The 15,792-nt window shown below is 66.5% G+C and carries 11 protein-coding genes; 5 read left to right on the top strand and 6 right to left on the bottom strand.

Annotated features, from left to right (window positions below):
- Positions 1-16 precede the first annotated feature (16 nt).
- The 3 genes from C9I57_RS28720 to C9I57_RS28730 all read right to left on the bottom strand — a co-directional run bounded on the left by C9I57_RS28720 (position 17) and on the right by C9I57_RS28730 (position 2,739).
- A complete protein-coding gene (locus C9I57_RS28720; protein ID WP_107153940.1) occupies positions 17-226 on the bottom strand; it encodes a hypothetical protein in 210 nt (69 codons plus the stop codon).
- A gap of 170 nt (positions 227-396) precedes the next feature.
- The gene (locus C9I57_RS28725) at positions 397-1,707 is read right to left on the bottom strand and encodes an Nramp family divalent metal transporter (protein ID WP_107153941.1); all 1,311 of its coding nucleotides are present in this window, start codon (positions 1,705-1,707) and stop codon (positions 397-399) included.
- A gap of 165 nt (positions 1,708-1,872) precedes the next feature.
- A complete protein-coding gene (locus C9I57_RS28730) occupies positions 1,873-2,739 on the bottom strand; it encodes a helix-turn-helix domain-containing protein (RefSeq protein ID WP_258187881.1) in 867 nt (288 codons plus the stop codon).
- Between the two features lie 333 nt (positions 2,740-3,072).
- On the opposite strand from C9I57_RS28730, the gene C9I57_RS28735 reads away from it, so the two are divergent.
- The 3 genes from C9I57_RS28735 to C9I57_RS28745 all read left to right on the top strand — a co-directional run bounded on the left by C9I57_RS28735 (position 3,073) and on the right by C9I57_RS28745 (position 9,071).
- Complete coding sequence (locus tag C9I57_RS28735; protein WP_107153943.1) at positions 3,073-3,984, top strand: DMT family transporter; 912 nt, start codon at positions 3,073-3,075, stop codon at positions 3,982-3,984.
- A gap of 212 nt (positions 3,985-4,196) precedes the next feature.
- The gene (locus C9I57_RS28740; RefSeq protein WP_107153944.1) at positions 4,197-7,865 is read left to right on the top strand and encodes an ATP-binding protein; all 3,669 of its coding nucleotides are present in this window, start codon (positions 4,197-4,199) and stop codon (positions 7,863-7,865) included.
- A gap of 180 nt (positions 7,866-8,045) precedes the next feature.
- Entirely contained in the window at positions 8,046-9,071 is a 1,026-nt protein-coding gene (locus C9I57_RS28745; RefSeq protein ID WP_107153945.1) for a class I fructose-bisphosphate aldolase, read from the top strand.
- Between the two features lie 97 nt (positions 9,072-9,168).
- Here the strand turns inward: C9I57_RS28745 and C9I57_RS28750 are convergent, their stop codons facing one another.
- Together C9I57_RS28750 and C9I57_RS28760 are read right to left on the bottom strand one after the other, a co-directional pair.
- The gene (locus tag C9I57_RS28750; protein WP_107153946.1) at positions 9,169-10,839 is read right to left on the bottom strand and encodes an NRAMP family divalent metal transporter; all 1,671 of its coding nucleotides are present in this window, start codon (positions 10,837-10,839) and stop codon (positions 9,169-9,171) included.
- Positions 10,840-11,443: 604 nt separating this feature from the next.
- On the bottom strand, positions 11,444-12,202 hold the full coding sequence (locus tag C9I57_RS28760; protein WP_107153948.1) for a Mut7-C RNAse domain-containing protein: 759 nt from the start codon (positions 12,200-12,202) through the stop codon (positions 11,444-11,446).
- Positions 12,203-12,322: 120 nt separating this feature from the next.
- On the opposite strand from C9I57_RS28760, the gene C9I57_RS28765 reads away from it, so the two are divergent.
- Entirely contained in the window at positions 12,323-13,192 is an 870-nt protein-coding gene (locus tag C9I57_RS28765) for an NAD(P)-dependent oxidoreductase (RefSeq protein ID WP_107153949.1), read from the top strand.
- Positions 13,193-13,290: 98 nt separating this feature from the next.
- On the opposite strand, the gene C9I57_RS28770 is transcribed toward C9I57_RS28765, so the two are convergent.
- Complete coding sequence (locus C9I57_RS28770) at positions 13,291-14,550, bottom strand: MFS transporter (protein ID WP_107153950.1); 1,260 nt, start codon at positions 14,548-14,550, stop codon at positions 13,291-13,293.
- A gap of 99 nt (positions 14,551-14,649) precedes the next feature.
- Here C9I57_RS28770 and C9I57_RS28775 point away from each other — a divergent pair, with 99 nt between their 5' ends.
- Entirely contained in the window at positions 14,650-15,573 is a 924-nt protein-coding gene (locus tag C9I57_RS28775) for a LysR family transcriptional regulator (RefSeq protein WP_107153951.1), read from the top strand.
- Positions 15,574-15,792: the final 219 nt, after the last annotated feature.

The raw sequence follows: 15,792 nt of genomic DNA on the forward strand, positions 1-15,792 counted from the left end.
GGAACCCGTTCACGCTTCAGTGCTTGAGGCCAAAGCACGCCTGCACCGCCTCTTCCGGCGTCAGACCAAACCGGAAGTACTGATGCATACGGGTCAGCACCTCAGCCTCGGGCTGATAGGGTTCCTCGACGTAGTGGGCCGAAAGCGCTTCTTCGTACCAAGCCTGCGTCCATTCAACGAGCTTGTTCATTTCGTCGAGCGCGATGTATTCCGATGTCGCGAACATGGCAACCTCCAATCGTTTCAAACGCCGCGGCCGGCTCCGGGACCGTCGCTGCCCATGCCCGGAACGGCGCCGACTGTTGCTACATGAAACCAGTCTAAAAGGCGACATCTCACGAATAAATACGCGGTATCTGAAATCACTGGTGTGCACGCGTGAACAATCCGCGTCGCTCAAGCCGCGCCCAATCCCGGTACCGCCACACCGAGCGTCTGCAAAACGAGCACGACGTTGAGCACCACGATCAACGCGGTCGCCCCCACGGCCGCAAGCCTCACCGTGCCGGTGTTGGCGAAGGGCCCCATGATGTCGCGCCGATTCGTCAATACGACGAGGGCGATCATCGGAACCGGCAGCGCAAGGCTGAGCACGATCTGGCTGTAGACGAGTGCTTCGGTGGCATTGGCGCCGAGCGCGACGACGACGACGGCCGGCACGATCGTGATGAGGCGGCGCAGGCCGACGGGAATCCGGAAGCCGACGAAGCCTTGCATAATCATCTGCCCGGCCATCGTCCCGACGACGGAACTCGACACGCCCGACGCGATCAGCGCGATCAGGAACACGGCAGCCGCGCCGGCGCCGAAGAGGGGCACGAGGCTGTGATAGGCGGTCTCGATCTGCGCCACGTCGGCGTGCCCGTCGTGAAACGCGCCCGACGCCATGACGATCATCGCCATATTGACGAGTCCGGCCACCGAAAGCGCGATGGCGACTTCCCAATTCGAAAAGCGCAGCAGCTTCAGGCGACTGGTATTGTTGCGCGCCGGCGCGCGGTTCTGCGTGAGTCCGGAATGCAGGTAGATGGCATGCGGCATGACGGTCGCGCCGAGCATCGCCACGGCGACCGACAGCGCCCCGGCGCCGGGCAATTGCGGCACGATGGCGCCGTGCACGGCTTGTTGCCAATCGATATCGACGATCGAAAGCTCGATCACGTACGAGAGCGCAACAGCGGCAATCAATCCACCGATGATGAGTTCCATCGGCCGAAATCCGCGTTTTTCGGCCGCGAGGATGCCGTACGTGACGATGCCCGTCACGATCATCCCGGCCCACAACGGCAAATGGAAAAGCAGTGAGAGGCCGATCGCGCCGCCGAGAAATTCGGCGAGGTCCGTGGCCATCGCGGCAATTTCGCTGACGCCCCACATCGCGTAGACGACGGGCCGAGAAAAATGCTCGCGGCTCATTTCGGCGAGATTGCGGCCCGTGACGGTACCGAGCTTGGCCGAAAGCGCCTGAAACAGCATCGCGATGACATTGGCGACGGCGACGACCCAGAGCAGCGAATAGCCGTACTGCGATCCGGCCTGGATGTTGGCGGCGAAGTTGCCCGGATCCATGTAGGCGATGGACGCGACGACAGCCGGGCCGGCGAAGAGCAGCGCCGAGCGCAGGCTCGTGCCGCGCGGGCTAAGCGCGGCGCCGATCGCCTGCGTCGTTCGTTCCGTCATTCCCAGCTGTAATTGTGCTGTCGTCATCGCACACCTCGTCGTCGCGCTTTCGTTGCTTCAACCCTGTTACGACGAATGGTGCCGTGCGCCGCGGAAAAAGAACAATTGAACGTTCGCATCGCGGCGATAACGATGGGTGGCTATCGATGCGATAGCGCGGCTACATCCGGGGCAAGAACGAGGGAACGGCGATCAGGCGGCCTTCATTGCACGCCGAAAGCCGAGCGGGGAAGCGCCCACGGCCGCGCGAAACCGGTGGCCGAGGTGGCTGGTATTTGCATAGCCACATTCGGCCGCAACCCGATCGAGCGCAAGCGTCGTCGAGCGCAGCAGCGCCCGTGCGCGTTCGATGCGTTGCTCGGCGATCCAAGCATGCGGCGGCATGCCGAACGATGCGCGAAACATGCGCGAGAAGTGGAATTCGGACAGGCAGGCGACCTCGGCGAGCTCGCCGAGCGTGAGCGAGCGCGACAGATGAGCGTCGATGTATTCGCGTACGCGGCGGCGCGTCGCCGGGGCGAGCCCGCCCGTGACGGGCGCTTCGTCTCGGCGCACGGCCTGGCCGCGCAGCAACAGGCTCAGGATCTCGTGCGCGGCTTCGTTGGCGCGCAGCCGATCGTCGGGGTCGTCCCACGGCGCGACGGCGAGCGATTGACAGAGCGCCGCCAGCCGCGCGTCCTCGAAGTAAGTCCGATCGGCGAGCGTGAGCTCGCGCGGTTCGCGATCGAGTTCGCGGATGGCCCGGCGCGTGAAATGCTCGGGCAGGAAGTAGAGATGCACGAAATGCATGTGCCCGCGTACCCACCAGCGCGATTCATGATCGCTCGGCAGCGCGCAAAGCCGCTGCGGCGCGCCATACCGTCCCGGCAGTTTCTGGCGCTCGGTCCGATGGCCGCCGTCGAGATAACACGAGAGCGTATGGTGGCCTGGATTGTCGTAAGCCGTTTCGGCTTCGACGATGTCGCGCCGCCAGACGGCTGCCGCGAGCCGATCGCCGAGCCAGGCGAAACGCTCGAGCGTCGCATTGGCCTCGGCGAGCGTGCGGCCGATCGAGTGCATGCCGAATGGCGGCTCGTCCACGCGCGCGCCGGCCGCCAAGGCGGCGTCGGGCGCGGCGCACGCTGAAGGTGCGCCGGCGCGATCGGCGGTGGTCAGGAACGGGCTCGCATCCACGGCAAAAATGCAATTCGTAACGATCATCGAGGAGCTCCGAGTATAGCGAGCCAGCGCGTTCGGCGCCCTGGCTGTCCCGAAAAAACCGCAAGCCTGGACAACGCCGGGACCGGCCGGCGATGCATAGTCGGGTCAGGTTTCGCCGTCGGTCCGCCCGGCACACGCCCGATTTGCGTGCGGCGTGCGGGCTTCCGGCCAAAAGACAAATTGGACTCGAACATGAATCTCTTGCTTTATTTCGCCACCGTCTTGATCTGGGGCACGACCTGGATCGCGATCAAATGGCAGACCGGCGTCGTCGCGCCCCCGGTCTCGATCGCCTTTCGCTTCTGGCTCGCCGCGCTCGTCATGCTCGCGCTCGTGCGTCTCATGCGCCGGCCGCTGTTGCCGCCGCGCAAGGCCTGGCCGCTGCTTTTCTCGCAGGGTCTCGCGCTCTTTTGCGTGAATTTTCTCTGCTTCTACTACGCCGAGCAGATCGTGCCGAGCGGGCTCGTGGCCGTCGTTTTCTCGACGGCCCCGCTCTTCAATGCGATTAACGGGCGCATCTTCATGGGCCGTGCGCTTCAGCCGAGCGCGCTCGTCGGCGCGGTGCTCGGCCTGATCGGCATCCTGTGTCTCTTCGCGCCCCAAATGGTCGGGCATGCGAACGATCATGCGATGTGGGTGGGGCTCTTGATTACGCTCGTCGGCACGATGTCGTTTTCGGCCGGCAATCTCCTTTCGAGCCGCATGCAGGCGATGGGGCTGCACCCGACCGTCACGAACGGCTGGGCGATGCTGATCGGCGCCGCGATTCTGACGGCCGGCAGCTTCGCGGCGGGCCTCTCTTTCGAGCCCGAATCGACGGTTCGCTATCTCGGCGCGCTCGTCTATCTCGCCATACCGGGCTCGGTCATCGGTTTTACGACCTACCTGACGCTCGTCGGACGCATCGGTCCCGAGCGGGCCGCCTACTGCACGGTGCTGTTTCCGTTCGTCGCGCTCGCCGTCTCGACGGTGTTCGAAGGCTACCGCTGGTCCCTTTCAGCCGTCGTCGGCCTCTTGCTCGTCGTGACGGGTAACCTCATTGCCTTCAACGTGCTGCGGCGCTTGCCGTTCGTACGCAAGCGCGAGCGCACTGCCCGCGTGTGAGCGCGCCGCTACGCGGTGACAAAGACGGGCGCGGCGCTGATCGCCGCGTTCGCCGCTCGCCGCTCGCCGCTCGCGCCCCACACCGCCCCACACTGCGTGATCGTCCTATTTTTAGGCATTCTCTGTTTCATCGCGACTCGACTTGGCTAGCGTAACGGCCTCTCACTACCCTAGCGGCGCCCAGTTTGAGGCGCCACAAGGACGTCGCGCCGATGAACCGAAAACGCTCGTGGTCGCGCAGGCTGGCCGCATGGCGGAAGCGCCTGCGCCGGTCCGCCGAAAATGCATCGTTCCCCGGCCTCTACGATCGCACGCTGCTGTTCGGCGGCGGTGCCGTACTGACGCTTTCGATCCTCGCGGCCGCCATCGCCGGCATCGCGCATCGTTATACGCGCTGCATCGACGACTGGCGTGCCGGCTTCCTCGCGCAGCGCGACTTCGTCAACGCGTCGGTCGAGCGCAATCAGGCGCGCTTGCGGCATACGGTCGAAACCTACGAGGCGCTTAGCGCCGTGCACGAGCGCGATATCGTGCCTGTCGACCGCTATTCGCGGCTGCTCGCGCAAAACGGCGGTATAGCCGTCACGGGGCAGGACCTCGGTGCGGCGCCGTTCACGATCGTTTCGACGCTGTCGGCGCCCGAGGATCGCGAGCGTCTCGCCGGCTTGCTGCGGCTCGTGCGCGAGATTTCGCCGCGCTCGCTGTTGAGGCGGCACGAAGCGGCTGACGACATCGGCGGCTTTCTCTATACCGAGGATCGGCGCTTTCTGGCGGCCTGGCCGCCGCTGCGCAACGAAAGGCTCATGGGCGGCGCGCAAGCGGAAGGAACCGAGGCGCATACCCCCACGCCGGGGCGCAACGAAAACGCGAGCACGGCCGCACGGCCCGCCTCGGACGGCATCGAAGCCCTCATCGACCGCTATGTCGCCCACGTCGACGCGGAACTCGGCCATCACGCGGACGCCTTGCTGCGCCGCGACCGGGTGTTCTGGGTCGCGCTCCACGACTCGGACATGTACGGTGCCCTCGTCAAGCACTACGCGGCGCCGATCTATCGCGGCGACGAGCGCCTTGCCGTGCTCGCCGTGACGTTGCCGGCCAGGCAGATTCCCCGGCTCTTCCAGCCGGCGGTGCACGATCCCGATTTCTTCATGGTGTCGCGCGATCGCCGCCATCTGATCGGCATCGACGAATCGAATCCGCGCGGCGAGCGCTGGATGCGCGCATTGGCTGCGAAACCGTCCGTCTTCGAGCTCGCCGACGAGCGCGTACGGCTCGTGCGTCGCGGCGGCGATTTCTTCATCATCCAGCATATTGCCGGGCCCGGATGGATCGCGGTGTCGGCCTTCGATTGGCGCACGATCGCGGCCAATCTCAAAGGGCCGATCGGTTGGACCGTCGCGCTGACTTCCGTCGTCCTCGCCGTGCAGTGGGCGTTCGTTCTGCTCATAGACCGGTTCGTGCTCGCGCCGCTCCGTCTGCGCGCCCACAGCGTCTTCGAAAGCGAGGCGTTCAGCCGCACGGTGCTCGCCACCGCACCGGTCGGCCTTACCGTATTCGATCCCGCGACACGCCGCATCGTCTTGCAGAACGACATTGCGCGCGCACTGCTATCGGCGTCGGCCGACGAGGCGGGCTTCTACGCGCGGCTCCTCGAGCCCCGTCCGCGCAGGCGCCGCCGCACACGCCGAGGGCGCCGCGGCGCCGCGCGAGGGGCATCCGGCAACGGGTCCCGCGGTGCGCGTCACCACGCGCTCGTCGATGCGTCCAGCGGTTCGCGCCCGACGCCCACCGGCGCCGTTCGCAGCGCCGAGGTGTCCGTAACAGGGGCCGACGGCATGCGCCGCGAGCTCGCCGTAGCATTCGCGCGGGCGCGCTATCGTCTGCAGGAGGTCGTGCTTTGCAGCCTCACCGACATCAGCCGCCAGAAGGAAACCGTTCGGCTGCTGCGCCGTGCCCGGCGGGCCGCCGACGAGGCGAGTCGCGCCAAGTCGATGCTCGTCGCCACGATCAGTCATGAGCTGCGCACGCCGCTTTATGGCGCGCTCGGCAATCTCGAGCTGCTGTCGATGGAGGCCCTGACGCCTTCGCAGGCTGCGCGCGTCGGCTCAGTCAGGCGCGCGTTCGATTCCTTGCTCTCGCTCGTCGACGATGTGCTCGATCTGTCGAAGGCCGAGGCGCGCGAGCTGCGCTTGCACGTCGAGCCGTTTCGACTCGACGAGGTCGTCGAGCGTTGCGCGCAGACGCTCGCGCCGGCCATCACCGGCAAGGGGCTGCGCTTTCTCTGCCTCATCGATCCGTCGATCGGCGGCAGTTGGAACGGCGATGGGTTGCGCATCGCGCAGATCGTGACGAATCTGCTCGGCAACGCCTGCAAGTTCACGCAAAGCGGCTCGATTACGCTGCGGGCGACGGTGGCGCATGCGGCGGGCGGTGACGAGATGGTGGTCTTGTCCGTCGCCGATTCGGGCATCGGCATTCCGGCAAGTCAGCTCACGCGCATCTTCGAGCCGTTCGTGCAGGCCGACGGTTCGATCGGGCGCCGCTTCGGCGGCACCGGACTTGGGTTGTCGCTGAGCCGGCGTCTCGTCGATCTGATGGGCGGCCGCATCGACGTGAAAAGCGTGGAGGGGCGCGGCGCCGTCTTCACGGTGCGTCTGCCGCTGCCTCGCGATCGCACTGTGAAGGCCTCCCCGGCCGCACCGATCGATGAGACGCTCGCGTTCGACACGATCGCTGTCGCTTGCAACCACGCCGCCTGGCGGGCCACGCTCCTCGCCCGGTTGCGTCATCGGTTCGGCGCGGTGGCTCGGATCGAAGAAGCACGCCCCGATGCGCCTCTCGCGGCGACGGGCGTGCGTACCCTGATCGTGCTCGGCTCCCATGCCGACGACATTCCGCCGGTCTGGCGCGCGGCGCGTGCGGCGTATGTCGATATCGTCGTCGTTTCCGAGCGCGGCCCGCTCCATCCGCAACGTCGCGCGGGCGCGCTGCACGTCACTTCGCTTTCGTGGGCGAAGCTCGAGCTGGCCGTCGTCGCTTGCGAGCGCGACGGTGCAGTGCCCGGCCCGGAGACGAGCGGCAATACCCATGCGCCGCCACGCGGCGAAGATCGCGGCGCGCGAATACTCATCGTCGACGACGATCCCGTCAGCCGCGCGCTGCTCGCCGACCAGCTCGACGCGCTCGGCTATCGCCAGATTGCCGTCGCCGCCGACGGGCAGGAGGCACTTGCGGCCTGCCTGCAGCAAGCTTGCGATGTCGTCGTGGCCGATCTCTGCGTGCCTCTCATGGGCGGCCGCGAACTGCTGACGGCTTTGCGCAAAGAAGGGATGACGATGCCCGTGATCGCGCATACCGCCGCGCCGAACGCGGCCGCTGACGCGAGGCGCAGCGGTTTCGCCGCGCTTCTCATGAAGCCGCTCTCGCTCGAGCGGCTGCGCGAGACGCTCGACATCGTGTTCGCGTCGTCGCAGCCGGCGTTTCCCGTGCCGTCTTCATCGGTGCCGCCCTCGACACCCGGCTTTCCATCGATGAAATTGCTCGTCGCGCCGCGCGCGAGTGCCGGCAAATCGCGCGCCCCAACGCTGCACGCGGTGTTTGCCGCATCTTGGCCCGAGGACGATGAGCGTTTGTGCGCCGCCGCAAGACGCGGCGACACCGAGTCGTTCTTACAAGCATTGCACCGAGTGAACGGCGCGCTGCTCGCGCTCGGCGAGCGCGAGGCGAGCCGGCGTTGCAGCGCTTTGCGCGACCGGGTTTGCGCGAAGGGAATCGCTGCGAGCGCGCGGGCGCTCGACGAGTTTCGGCGCGGTGTCGCACGGATTGCGGAATCCGGCGCTGCGATGATGGCTGACGATGGAGAGGCGACTCACGAGTGATGAGTGAGCGGCCGCCGAGGCGTGCCGCGCCGCGCCACGCCTCGGCGCTTCGTGGGCACCGAACTTGCAGCGCAGGGCGGACCGGCACCAGGCGGTTCATCCGCGCGCCGGAGTCTTCTTGCCGCTAGAAGTCGCCGGCATTCAATGGTCCCTGGTGCAACAGCTTTCGGAGGATCGACGATGAGTACGCTCAGAGAGGAATTACAAGCCACCATCGATGCCCTCGTGCAGGAGGGCAAAGGGCTGCTCGCAGCCGACGAGAGCGGCCCGACGATCGCGAAGCGGTTCAAGACGGTCGGCATCGAGTCGACGGAAGAGAACCGCCGTCAGTGGCGCAGCCTGCTGCTCGGTGCGCCGGGGCTCGGCGAGTTCGTGAGCGGCGTCATCCTGTACGAGGAAACGCTCGGGCAAAAGGCCGACGACGGCGAACTGCTGCCGCGTCTGGCCGAGCGCCAGGGCATCGTGCCCGGCATCAAGGTCGACAAAGGCAAGGTTCCGCTCGTCAATGCGGCCGGCGACGAAATCACGCAAGGGCTCGACGGTCTCGCCGAGCGACTCGCGCATTACAAGGAGCAGGGCGCACGCTTTGCGAAGTGGCGCGCGGTCTACAACGTGTCGGACACGTTGCCGAGCCGATTGGCGATCGAGACGAATGCGGAATCGCTGGCCTGCTACGCGGCGATTTGCCAGGAGGCGGGCGTCGTGCCGATCGTCGAGCCGGAGGTGCTGATCGATGGCGATCACTCGATCGAGCGCTGCGCCGAAGTCACCGAAGCGGTCTTGCACGAGGTCTTTCATGCGCTGCACCGCCATGGCGTCGCGCTCGAGTTGATGCTGCTGAAGCCGAGCATGGTGCTGCCGGGCAAGGAGGACGCGAAGCAGGCGAGTATCGACGAAGTGGCATCGAGCACGGTGACGGTGCTTGGCCGCACGGTGCCGCCCGTCGTGGCCGGCGTTTTCTTCCTGTCCGGCGGCCAGACGCCTGAGCAGGCGACCGCGCATCTCGATGCGATCAATCGCACAGGACGGCGCCCGTGGCCGCTCAGCTTTTCTTATGCGAGGGCGCTGCAGGAGCCGCCGTTGAAAGCGTGGCGCGGCCAGTCCGCGAATGTCGGGGAGGCGCGGCAGGCGCTGCTCAAGCGCGCACGGCTCAATGGAGCCGCGGCACGCGGACGTTACGACGCCGCGGACGAGAAGAAGGGCTGAACAGGCCCCGACGCTGGGAGCAAGACCGCTGCCGCACGATGGCGATCATCGAGCGGCAGCGGCCGGGCAGCGGCCGCGGCGTGCACACCTCTTTTGGTCAATGCACCGCGAGTTGCACGACCTTGACGATGACGAGCCCGACGGCGATCACCAGATATCCGCGCATCGCGGCCATCCATACGCGCGTCGAAAGCGTCAGCTTCGGCGGCGGCAATTCGTCGAGCGGCGGCATACGCCATGAATCGCGGTCTGTGTGGGCGTCGCCACTCCCGCCTGCCGGCTTATGTTCCCTGCCGACGACTGGCTTCCCTACTCGGCGCTGCGCGATCAGCGTCGCCAAGTACCCGACGACGAAGAGCACGAGCCCGCCGACGAGAATCTCGACGATCGTGCCGCCCGTGATGTCGGGGAAGACCGTCGCGGCCGTCAGGATGACCGAGAGCACGACGAGGATCGCAATCACACTGCCCGTGAACGCGTTGAGCCGCTTCGAGTTGACCCATGGGCCCAGCACCGCCTTGTCGTTGCAAAGCAGCAGCAGGAACACCGTTGCGCTCGGCAACAGCACGCCGGCGAGCGTTTGTACGGCTTCGGTCAAGAGGCCGAGCGGCGTGCCCGGCAGCAGCACGAGCGTGGCGGCAAGCGCGATGATCGCGAAGTAGACGAGATAAAACCCCTTCGCGTCGGACACGCCTCGATGCAGCGAATGACGGATCGCGAACACGTCGCCGATCGCGTAGGCGGTGGCGAGCGAGACCGCGGCGGCACCGATGATCGATGCGTCGAGCAGCGCCACGGCGAAGATTGTCGCCGACGTCTTGCCGACATACTGATGCAACCCCGCGATCACGCCGCCCGCGTCGGTGAAATTGCCGGACTCGGGGCGGCCGGAAAAGAGCGCGGCTGTGAACGCCATCATCGCGACAGCGCCGACGATCACGAAGACGATCCCGATCCAGAGGTCTGCCTTTTCGTACTTCATGAAGCGCGGCGTGATGCGCTTGTCGATCACATAGCTTTGCTGGAAGAACAATTGCCACGGGGCGATCGTCGTGCCGACGATGCCGATCACGAGCAGCATGACGTCCGAGAGCTTCGCGCCGTGCGGCCAGCCCGGCACGGCGAAGTCGTGCGCGATGACGCCGACGGGCGGATGGATCGACACGAGCACGGGCACGAGCAGCAAGCTCAGCAGACAGAGCACGATGGCAAAGCGCTCGAAGCGCCGGAAGTCGCCGGTGCTGACGGCGGCCATCGTCAGCACGGCGGCCGCGCAGACGCCGACGATCTTCGGCACGCCGAGAAATTGCAGCGCGAACGTGATGCCGATGAATTCGGTGACGATCGTGAGCGCATTGAGCAGGAACAGGTCGATGACGCTGAAGGCGCCCCAGAACCTGCCGAAGCGCTGGAAGATGAGACGCGCATGGCCCACGCCCGTGATGGCGCCGAGCCGCAGCACCATCTCCTGGTTCACGTAGAGCACCGGAATCAGCAGGGCGAGCGTCCAGAGCAGCGTCGTGCCGTAGTTCTGGCCCGCTTGCGTGTAGGTGCCGAACGCGCCGGCGTCGTTGTCGCCGACCATGACGATGAGGCCCGGGCCGAGGATGGCGAGCAGCGTGCGCAGGCGCGCCATCCACGTGCGGCGCGGCGCCACGTCGTGATGGGCGATGGTGCCGAACGCACCCCTGATGTCGCCGATGTGCGCGTCGTCGAGCACGGCGCTACGTGCTCGGGCCAGGTTTGTGATGTTTGCAGGTGTGGACATTTCGCTTCTTCCGCTGATGATGCCGGTTATTGGAGCGACGACTCGGTCCGCCGGGCGTTTGCGCATCCGCGCAACGACGGATCGTGTTCGACGATCGCTTGTTGCCCGCGCTACGCGCGGACATGTTCAACCACGCGCGGCCAGTACGGCCGGCCGCGCGAACGAATGGCGCACGAAGCCGCCCGGCCCGTGCGCACCGAACCATCGAAAACGGACGTGCGAGCGGAAACGGCCATACCGGCCATACGCACGCGTTCCGATCCGATGGCGGAACGGCCATTCGAAGCGATGCGCGAGTGATGTCAGAGAAAGAAGACTACGAAGCGCACCGTCTGCCTGCTGGCTAGACGGCGGCGAAGAGGGGAATCAGCGCGGACGTCGTGCCGGTCAGGCAGAAAAACTGTTCGAAGGTCGACTACTGCAACCGTCCAAGGGATACACCCCACTTGTTGAGATACCGAAATTGTAGTTTCCCGGTGAAACGACGGTCAACCGTTAATTTCGGAGTCCTGTGCGTTTTCAGCCACTACAGTCGCAGGCGAGCGTTCAATAGGAGCGCGAACCATTTCGAAAGCGGGCCGGGTCGCGTTGAACTGTTTTCGGACTACGGGGCGTTCCGGTCGCGGGCGAGCGAATCGACGAGCGCGCGCATGCGGCTCCAGTGCGAGCCTTCCCAAAAGATGCGCTTGCAGACGTCGCAGGTGACGAACCGCGTTTGCCGCTCGAAGACGCCCTCCGGTACGCGCCCGAGCGCCTCGGACCGCTCGAGCGAGCGCAGCGGCACGTTGCAGGTCAGACAAAGGCGGAACGGCCTGAGGCTTCGGATCAAGTCGAGTCTGCCGACGATTTCGCGTAATTGTTCCTGCGGCTTCAGCGCGCGCACATAACAGCCGTGCGTGATCGTACGGCGCTTGAGCAACTCGCGATCGCGCGAGAGAACGATGCGACCCTCGGCGGCGGCGAGCGCCTCGATTTCTTCATCGGCGTAATGATTGTCGTAGAGCGTATCGAAGCCGGCGAGGCGCAGCAGGTGCGCGAGGCCGCCGAGATGGGCGTCGGCCACGAAGCGAATGACGCGCAGGGGCGCCGGCCGCACGCGCAGCATGGGCGTGATGTCGAGCGCCTCGAACTTCGGATAGACGGCGACGCGATCGCCTTCTTCGAGCACGCGATCGAAGCCGACCGATTCGCCGTTGACGAGAATGAGCTCGACTTCGGTATGCGGCACGCCGAGTGCTTCGATCATGTGTTTGGTGGTGGCCGCCCGCGCGCAGACACAGCTGATCTCGCGCCGACGCAGCGGCGGAGCCAGAAAGTCGTTCAGCTCTTCGTAAAAGCGAAAAGTCGCGGTCACGGGCGGCATGAATACGAGTATCGCATAGCGGGCGCGACCCCGAGGTTTGTCGGGCCCACTGCAGGCGCCGGACGTTCGTGCTCTACTAGCCGCCTTTCGGCAAGAGCCGTTCGTCAGAAGGAGCGATAGATGGACATCGGATTTATCGGCCTCGGCAGCATGGGCCGGAGCATCGCGGAAAACATCCTGAAAGCCGGCCACGGCGTGCGCGTCTGGAACCGGTCGCGCGAGCGGGCGCAACCGCTCGAGGCGCTGGGCGCCAAGCTCGTCGATACGCCGGCCGATGCGTTTTCCGGCGACGCCGCGTTTTCGATGCTGGCCGACGATGCGGCCGTGCGCGAGGTGTTCGCGACGGGCCTGCTCGATCAGGCGCCGCGCGATTTCGTGCACGTGAACATGGCGACAGTCTCCGTCGCGTTCGCCGAAGCGTTCGCGCGCGAGCACGAGGCGCGCGGGATTCACTATGTGGCCGCGCCGGTCATGGGGCGCCCCGACGTCGCCGCGGCCGGCAAGCTCACGATCATCGCCGCCGGCGCGAGCGCCGCGATCGATCGCGTGCAGCCCGTCCTCGATGCGATCGGTCAGAAGACCTGGCGGATCGGCCCGACGCCGCAGCATGCGAACGTCGTGAAGCTCGCCGCCAACTTTGCGTTGGCATCGGCCGTCGAAACACTCGGCGAGGCTTCGGCGCTGCTCGCCGGGCACGGTGTCGCGATGACGGATTTTCTCGACGTGATCACGAATAGCGTATTCCCAGGCCCCGTCTATTCAGGCTATGGCAAGCTCATTGCGGAGGATCGCTACGAGCCCGCGCAGTTCAAGGCGCGGCTCGGATTGAAGGATGTGCGGCTGGCGCTCGCCGCCGCCGAGGCTTGCTCGACGCCGCTGCCCATCGCTAGCGTCGTGCGCGACAGCCTGCTCGACGCGATCGCGCATGGCGACGGCGAGAAGGATTTCGCCGTGCTCGGCAAAGTGGCGGCGCGGCGCGCGGGCCGATAGGCGGTCATCACGAACCATCGAAGCATCGAACCGTCGAGCTTCTCTCGCCGCGGCCATCATCGCTGGCGGTTGCCGGCCGCGACGGTTCGCCAACCATCCTAATCGCTCGCTCCCCGCGCCAATCCGAGCGCGAGCGCAGTGCCGGCGAATGCGAGCGCGACGACGGTGACACCTGTCCAGCCTCCCCACGCCCAACCCAAGCCGCCGAGCGACGCGCCTAGCGCGCCGCCGACGAAGAAGATGCCGACGAAAAGACCGTTGAGCCGGCCGCGAGCGGTGGGATTCATCAAGTTGATCGCGCGCCGCCCCAGCGTCTGATCGGTCACGACGCCCGCATCGAGCGTCGCCGCGCTCGCCACGAGCAAGGCGAGCGCCCATCCGCGATGCGCGCTTACCGAAAAGCCGAACCACCCGGCGCCCGCGATGCCGCTCGCGATCACGGCGACGACCATGCTCAGGTGGCCGATCGTCAGTGCCGCCCTCCCGTGACCGAGATCGCCGGCGCGGCCGGCGAGCGGCGTGGCGACGACCCCAGCGGCGCCGGCGAGCGCGAAGATGCCGATCTCGTAGAAGTCGAGCCCGAACGGCGCTTGCGCGAGCTTCAGGCCGATCGCCGTCCAGAACGCGCTGAACGATCCCATCGCCAGCGCGGCGGACAAGGCGCGGCGCTGCAAGGTCCGCTCATGGCGCAGCAGCGTCCATAGCGACCCCAGCAACTGGGGATATCCCGTGGCGACCTCGGGTGTCCGTTTCGGCAGCTGTGTCGCGAGGACGAAAGCGATCACGACGTCCGCCGCGGCCGCGATCCCGTAGAACGCGCGCCATCCCACCGACCCCGCCACGACGCTCGCGAGCGGCCGCGAGAGCAGAATTCCGAGCATCAGGCCGCTCATCACGTTGCCCACAGCGCGGCCGCGATGGCTCTCGGACGCCATCGACGCCGCCATCGGCACGAGCATCTGAATGACGCTCGAGGTGGCGCCGGCAAAGAAGATCGCCGCGAGAAAGAGCGCCCCGGAGCGCGTAAGCAAGGCGACCCCGAGCCACGCGGCCGCGGCCGCGAGCGTGCGCACGATAAGCCTGCGGTTTTCGACGAGATCGGCGAGCGGCACGAGCAGCACGAGCCCGAACGCATAGCCCAGCTGCGGCAGCATGGCGACAGCGCCGGTGAGGCTCGCGGGCAGCGCGAGCGAGCGGGCGATCGGGCCCGTGAGCGGCTGTGCGGCGAACAGATTGATGACGATGATTCCGGTTGCCGCGGCAAAGAGCAGCGTGAGCGCGGTCGTGAGCGTCTGCGGTGCTTCGACCTCGATGCTGTCCGTCACCGTGGCGGGGCAAGTGTCGGCGGGCCGGTTCATAGCGGCTGGGTCCACGAACGAGTGAAGGAGCGTTCATCGTAAGTGCCTGGCTTCTATGCGACAATTGAAAGATATCGATAGTGATTATGCGCCACTGTTTTGAATACTCGTGACCTTCAGGCGTTCGTGGCGGTCGTCGACAGCGGCTCGATGGTGCGCGCGGCGACGCGCCTGCATCTGACGCAGCCCGGCCTCACCCGTCGCGTGCAAAACCTCGAGGCGATGCTCGGCGTGCCTTTGCTCGACCGTCAGAGCAAGCCGCTGAAGCCGACGAGCGCGGGCAGGGAGGTGTATGCGCTCGCGCGCGCGGTGCTGCGCTCCGTCGACGATCTGCTCGCCGTTGCGGCGCCAGGCAGCGAGCCGACGGGCGAACTGCGAATCGGCGTGCCGCCGTTCTTGTCCGAGCTGGCGCTCGAGGCACCTGTCGACCGGCTGCGCGCGGCGTTTCCGCGCTTGACGCTGCGCGTGATGGCCGCATGGTCGCCGGCGCTGCTCGAGCGCCTGACGCGCGCCGAAGTCGACGCGGCGGTCGTCCTGATGCCGGCGTCCTTCGAGATGCCGGACTCGATCACATCGACGCTGCTGGCCGTGCATCCGACGCTCGTCGTGGCTTCGCGTGCATTCGAGTTGCCGCGCCCGCCACGCGGCGAGGAGGCGGCTTCGCTGACGCTCGAAGAACTCGCGCGCTACCCGTGGGTGCTCAACCAGGACGGTTGCGGAATGCGTTCCGTGTTGAACCGCGCGTTGCAAGCGGCCGGACTTCGATTCGAAGTCGCTGTGGAAGCGTTCGGGTCGGACTTGCAGCTCTCGCTCGTCGCGCGCGGCCTCGGCCTCGGCGTCGTCACGCCGCACGTGCTCGCGCGCAGTCCGTATCGAGACGCGTTACGGCCGATCGATGTCCCGGGCTTCGACGGGCGCCTCAACGTCTGGCTCGTGCACGGAGCCTTGCCTGGCCGGCTCCTGCGGCCGATCGAGCTGTTGCGCGACGCGCTAACCGAGCTGCTGGGCGACGAGCGCTCCTAGCCGCGGCGCCGTGCACGTGGCTTGCTCGCCTTATAACATGGACAGGTGCGTGGTCCACGACCGCCGTTCAGGCCGCGCCGTCGAGCAAATGCGGTTTATGCGAACGGGAAGCGCGATGCAGAAAAATTTTGCCAATCTGTGGGAAAAGGCTCTATTTTTAGCATGGCGATAACGATCGAATTCGCTATTGGGCTGTCAAAGACGTTTAGGACTCCGGAG

Origin of the sequence: Trinickia symbiotica, assembly GCF_003028655.1 — a bacterium.
Lineage (GTDB): Bacteria > Pseudomonadota > Gammaproteobacteria > Burkholderiales > Burkholderiaceae > Trinickia > Trinickia symbiotica_A.

What these genes read in the sequence shown, in the direction of transcription:
- C9I57_RS28720 (WP_107153940.1), bottom strand. Translation starts at nt 226, where the DNA reads ATGTTCGCGACATCGGAATACATCGCGCTCGACGAAATGAACAAGCTC.
- C9I57_RS28725 (WP_107153941.1), bottom strand. Translation starts at nt 1,707, where the DNA reads ATGACGACAGCACAATTACAGCTGGGAATGACGGAACGAACGACGCAG.
- C9I57_RS28730 (WP_258187881.1), bottom strand. Translation starts at nt 2,739, where the DNA reads ATGCACTCGATCGGCCGCACGCTCGCCGAGGCCAATGCGACGCTCGAG.
- C9I57_RS28735 (WP_107153943.1), top strand. Translation starts at nt 3,073, where the DNA reads ATGAATCTCTTGCTTTATTTCGCCACCGTCTTGATCTGGGGCACGACC.
- C9I57_RS28740 (WP_107153944.1), top strand. Translation starts at nt 4,197, where the DNA reads ATGAACCGAAAACGCTCGTGGTCGCGCAGGCTGGCCGCATGGCGGAAG.
- C9I57_RS28745 (WP_107153945.1), top strand. Translation starts at nt 8,046, where the DNA reads ATGAGTACGCTCAGAGAGGAATTACAAGCCACCATCGATGCCCTCGTG.
- C9I57_RS28750 (WP_107153946.1), bottom strand. Translation starts at nt 10,839, where the DNA reads ATGTCCACACCTGCAAACATCACAAACCTGGCCCGAGCACGTAGCGCC.
- C9I57_RS28760 (WP_107153948.1), bottom strand. Translation starts at nt 12,202, where the DNA reads ATGCCGCCCGTGACCGCGACTTTTCGCTTTTACGAAGAGCTGAACGAC.
- C9I57_RS28765 (WP_107153949.1), top strand. Translation starts at nt 12,323, where the DNA reads ATGGACATCGGATTTATCGGCCTCGGCAGCATGGGCCGGAGCATCGCG.
- C9I57_RS28770 (WP_107153950.1), bottom strand. Translation starts at nt 14,550, where the DNA reads ATGAACCGGCCCGCCGACACTTGCCCCGCCACGGTGACGGACAGCATC.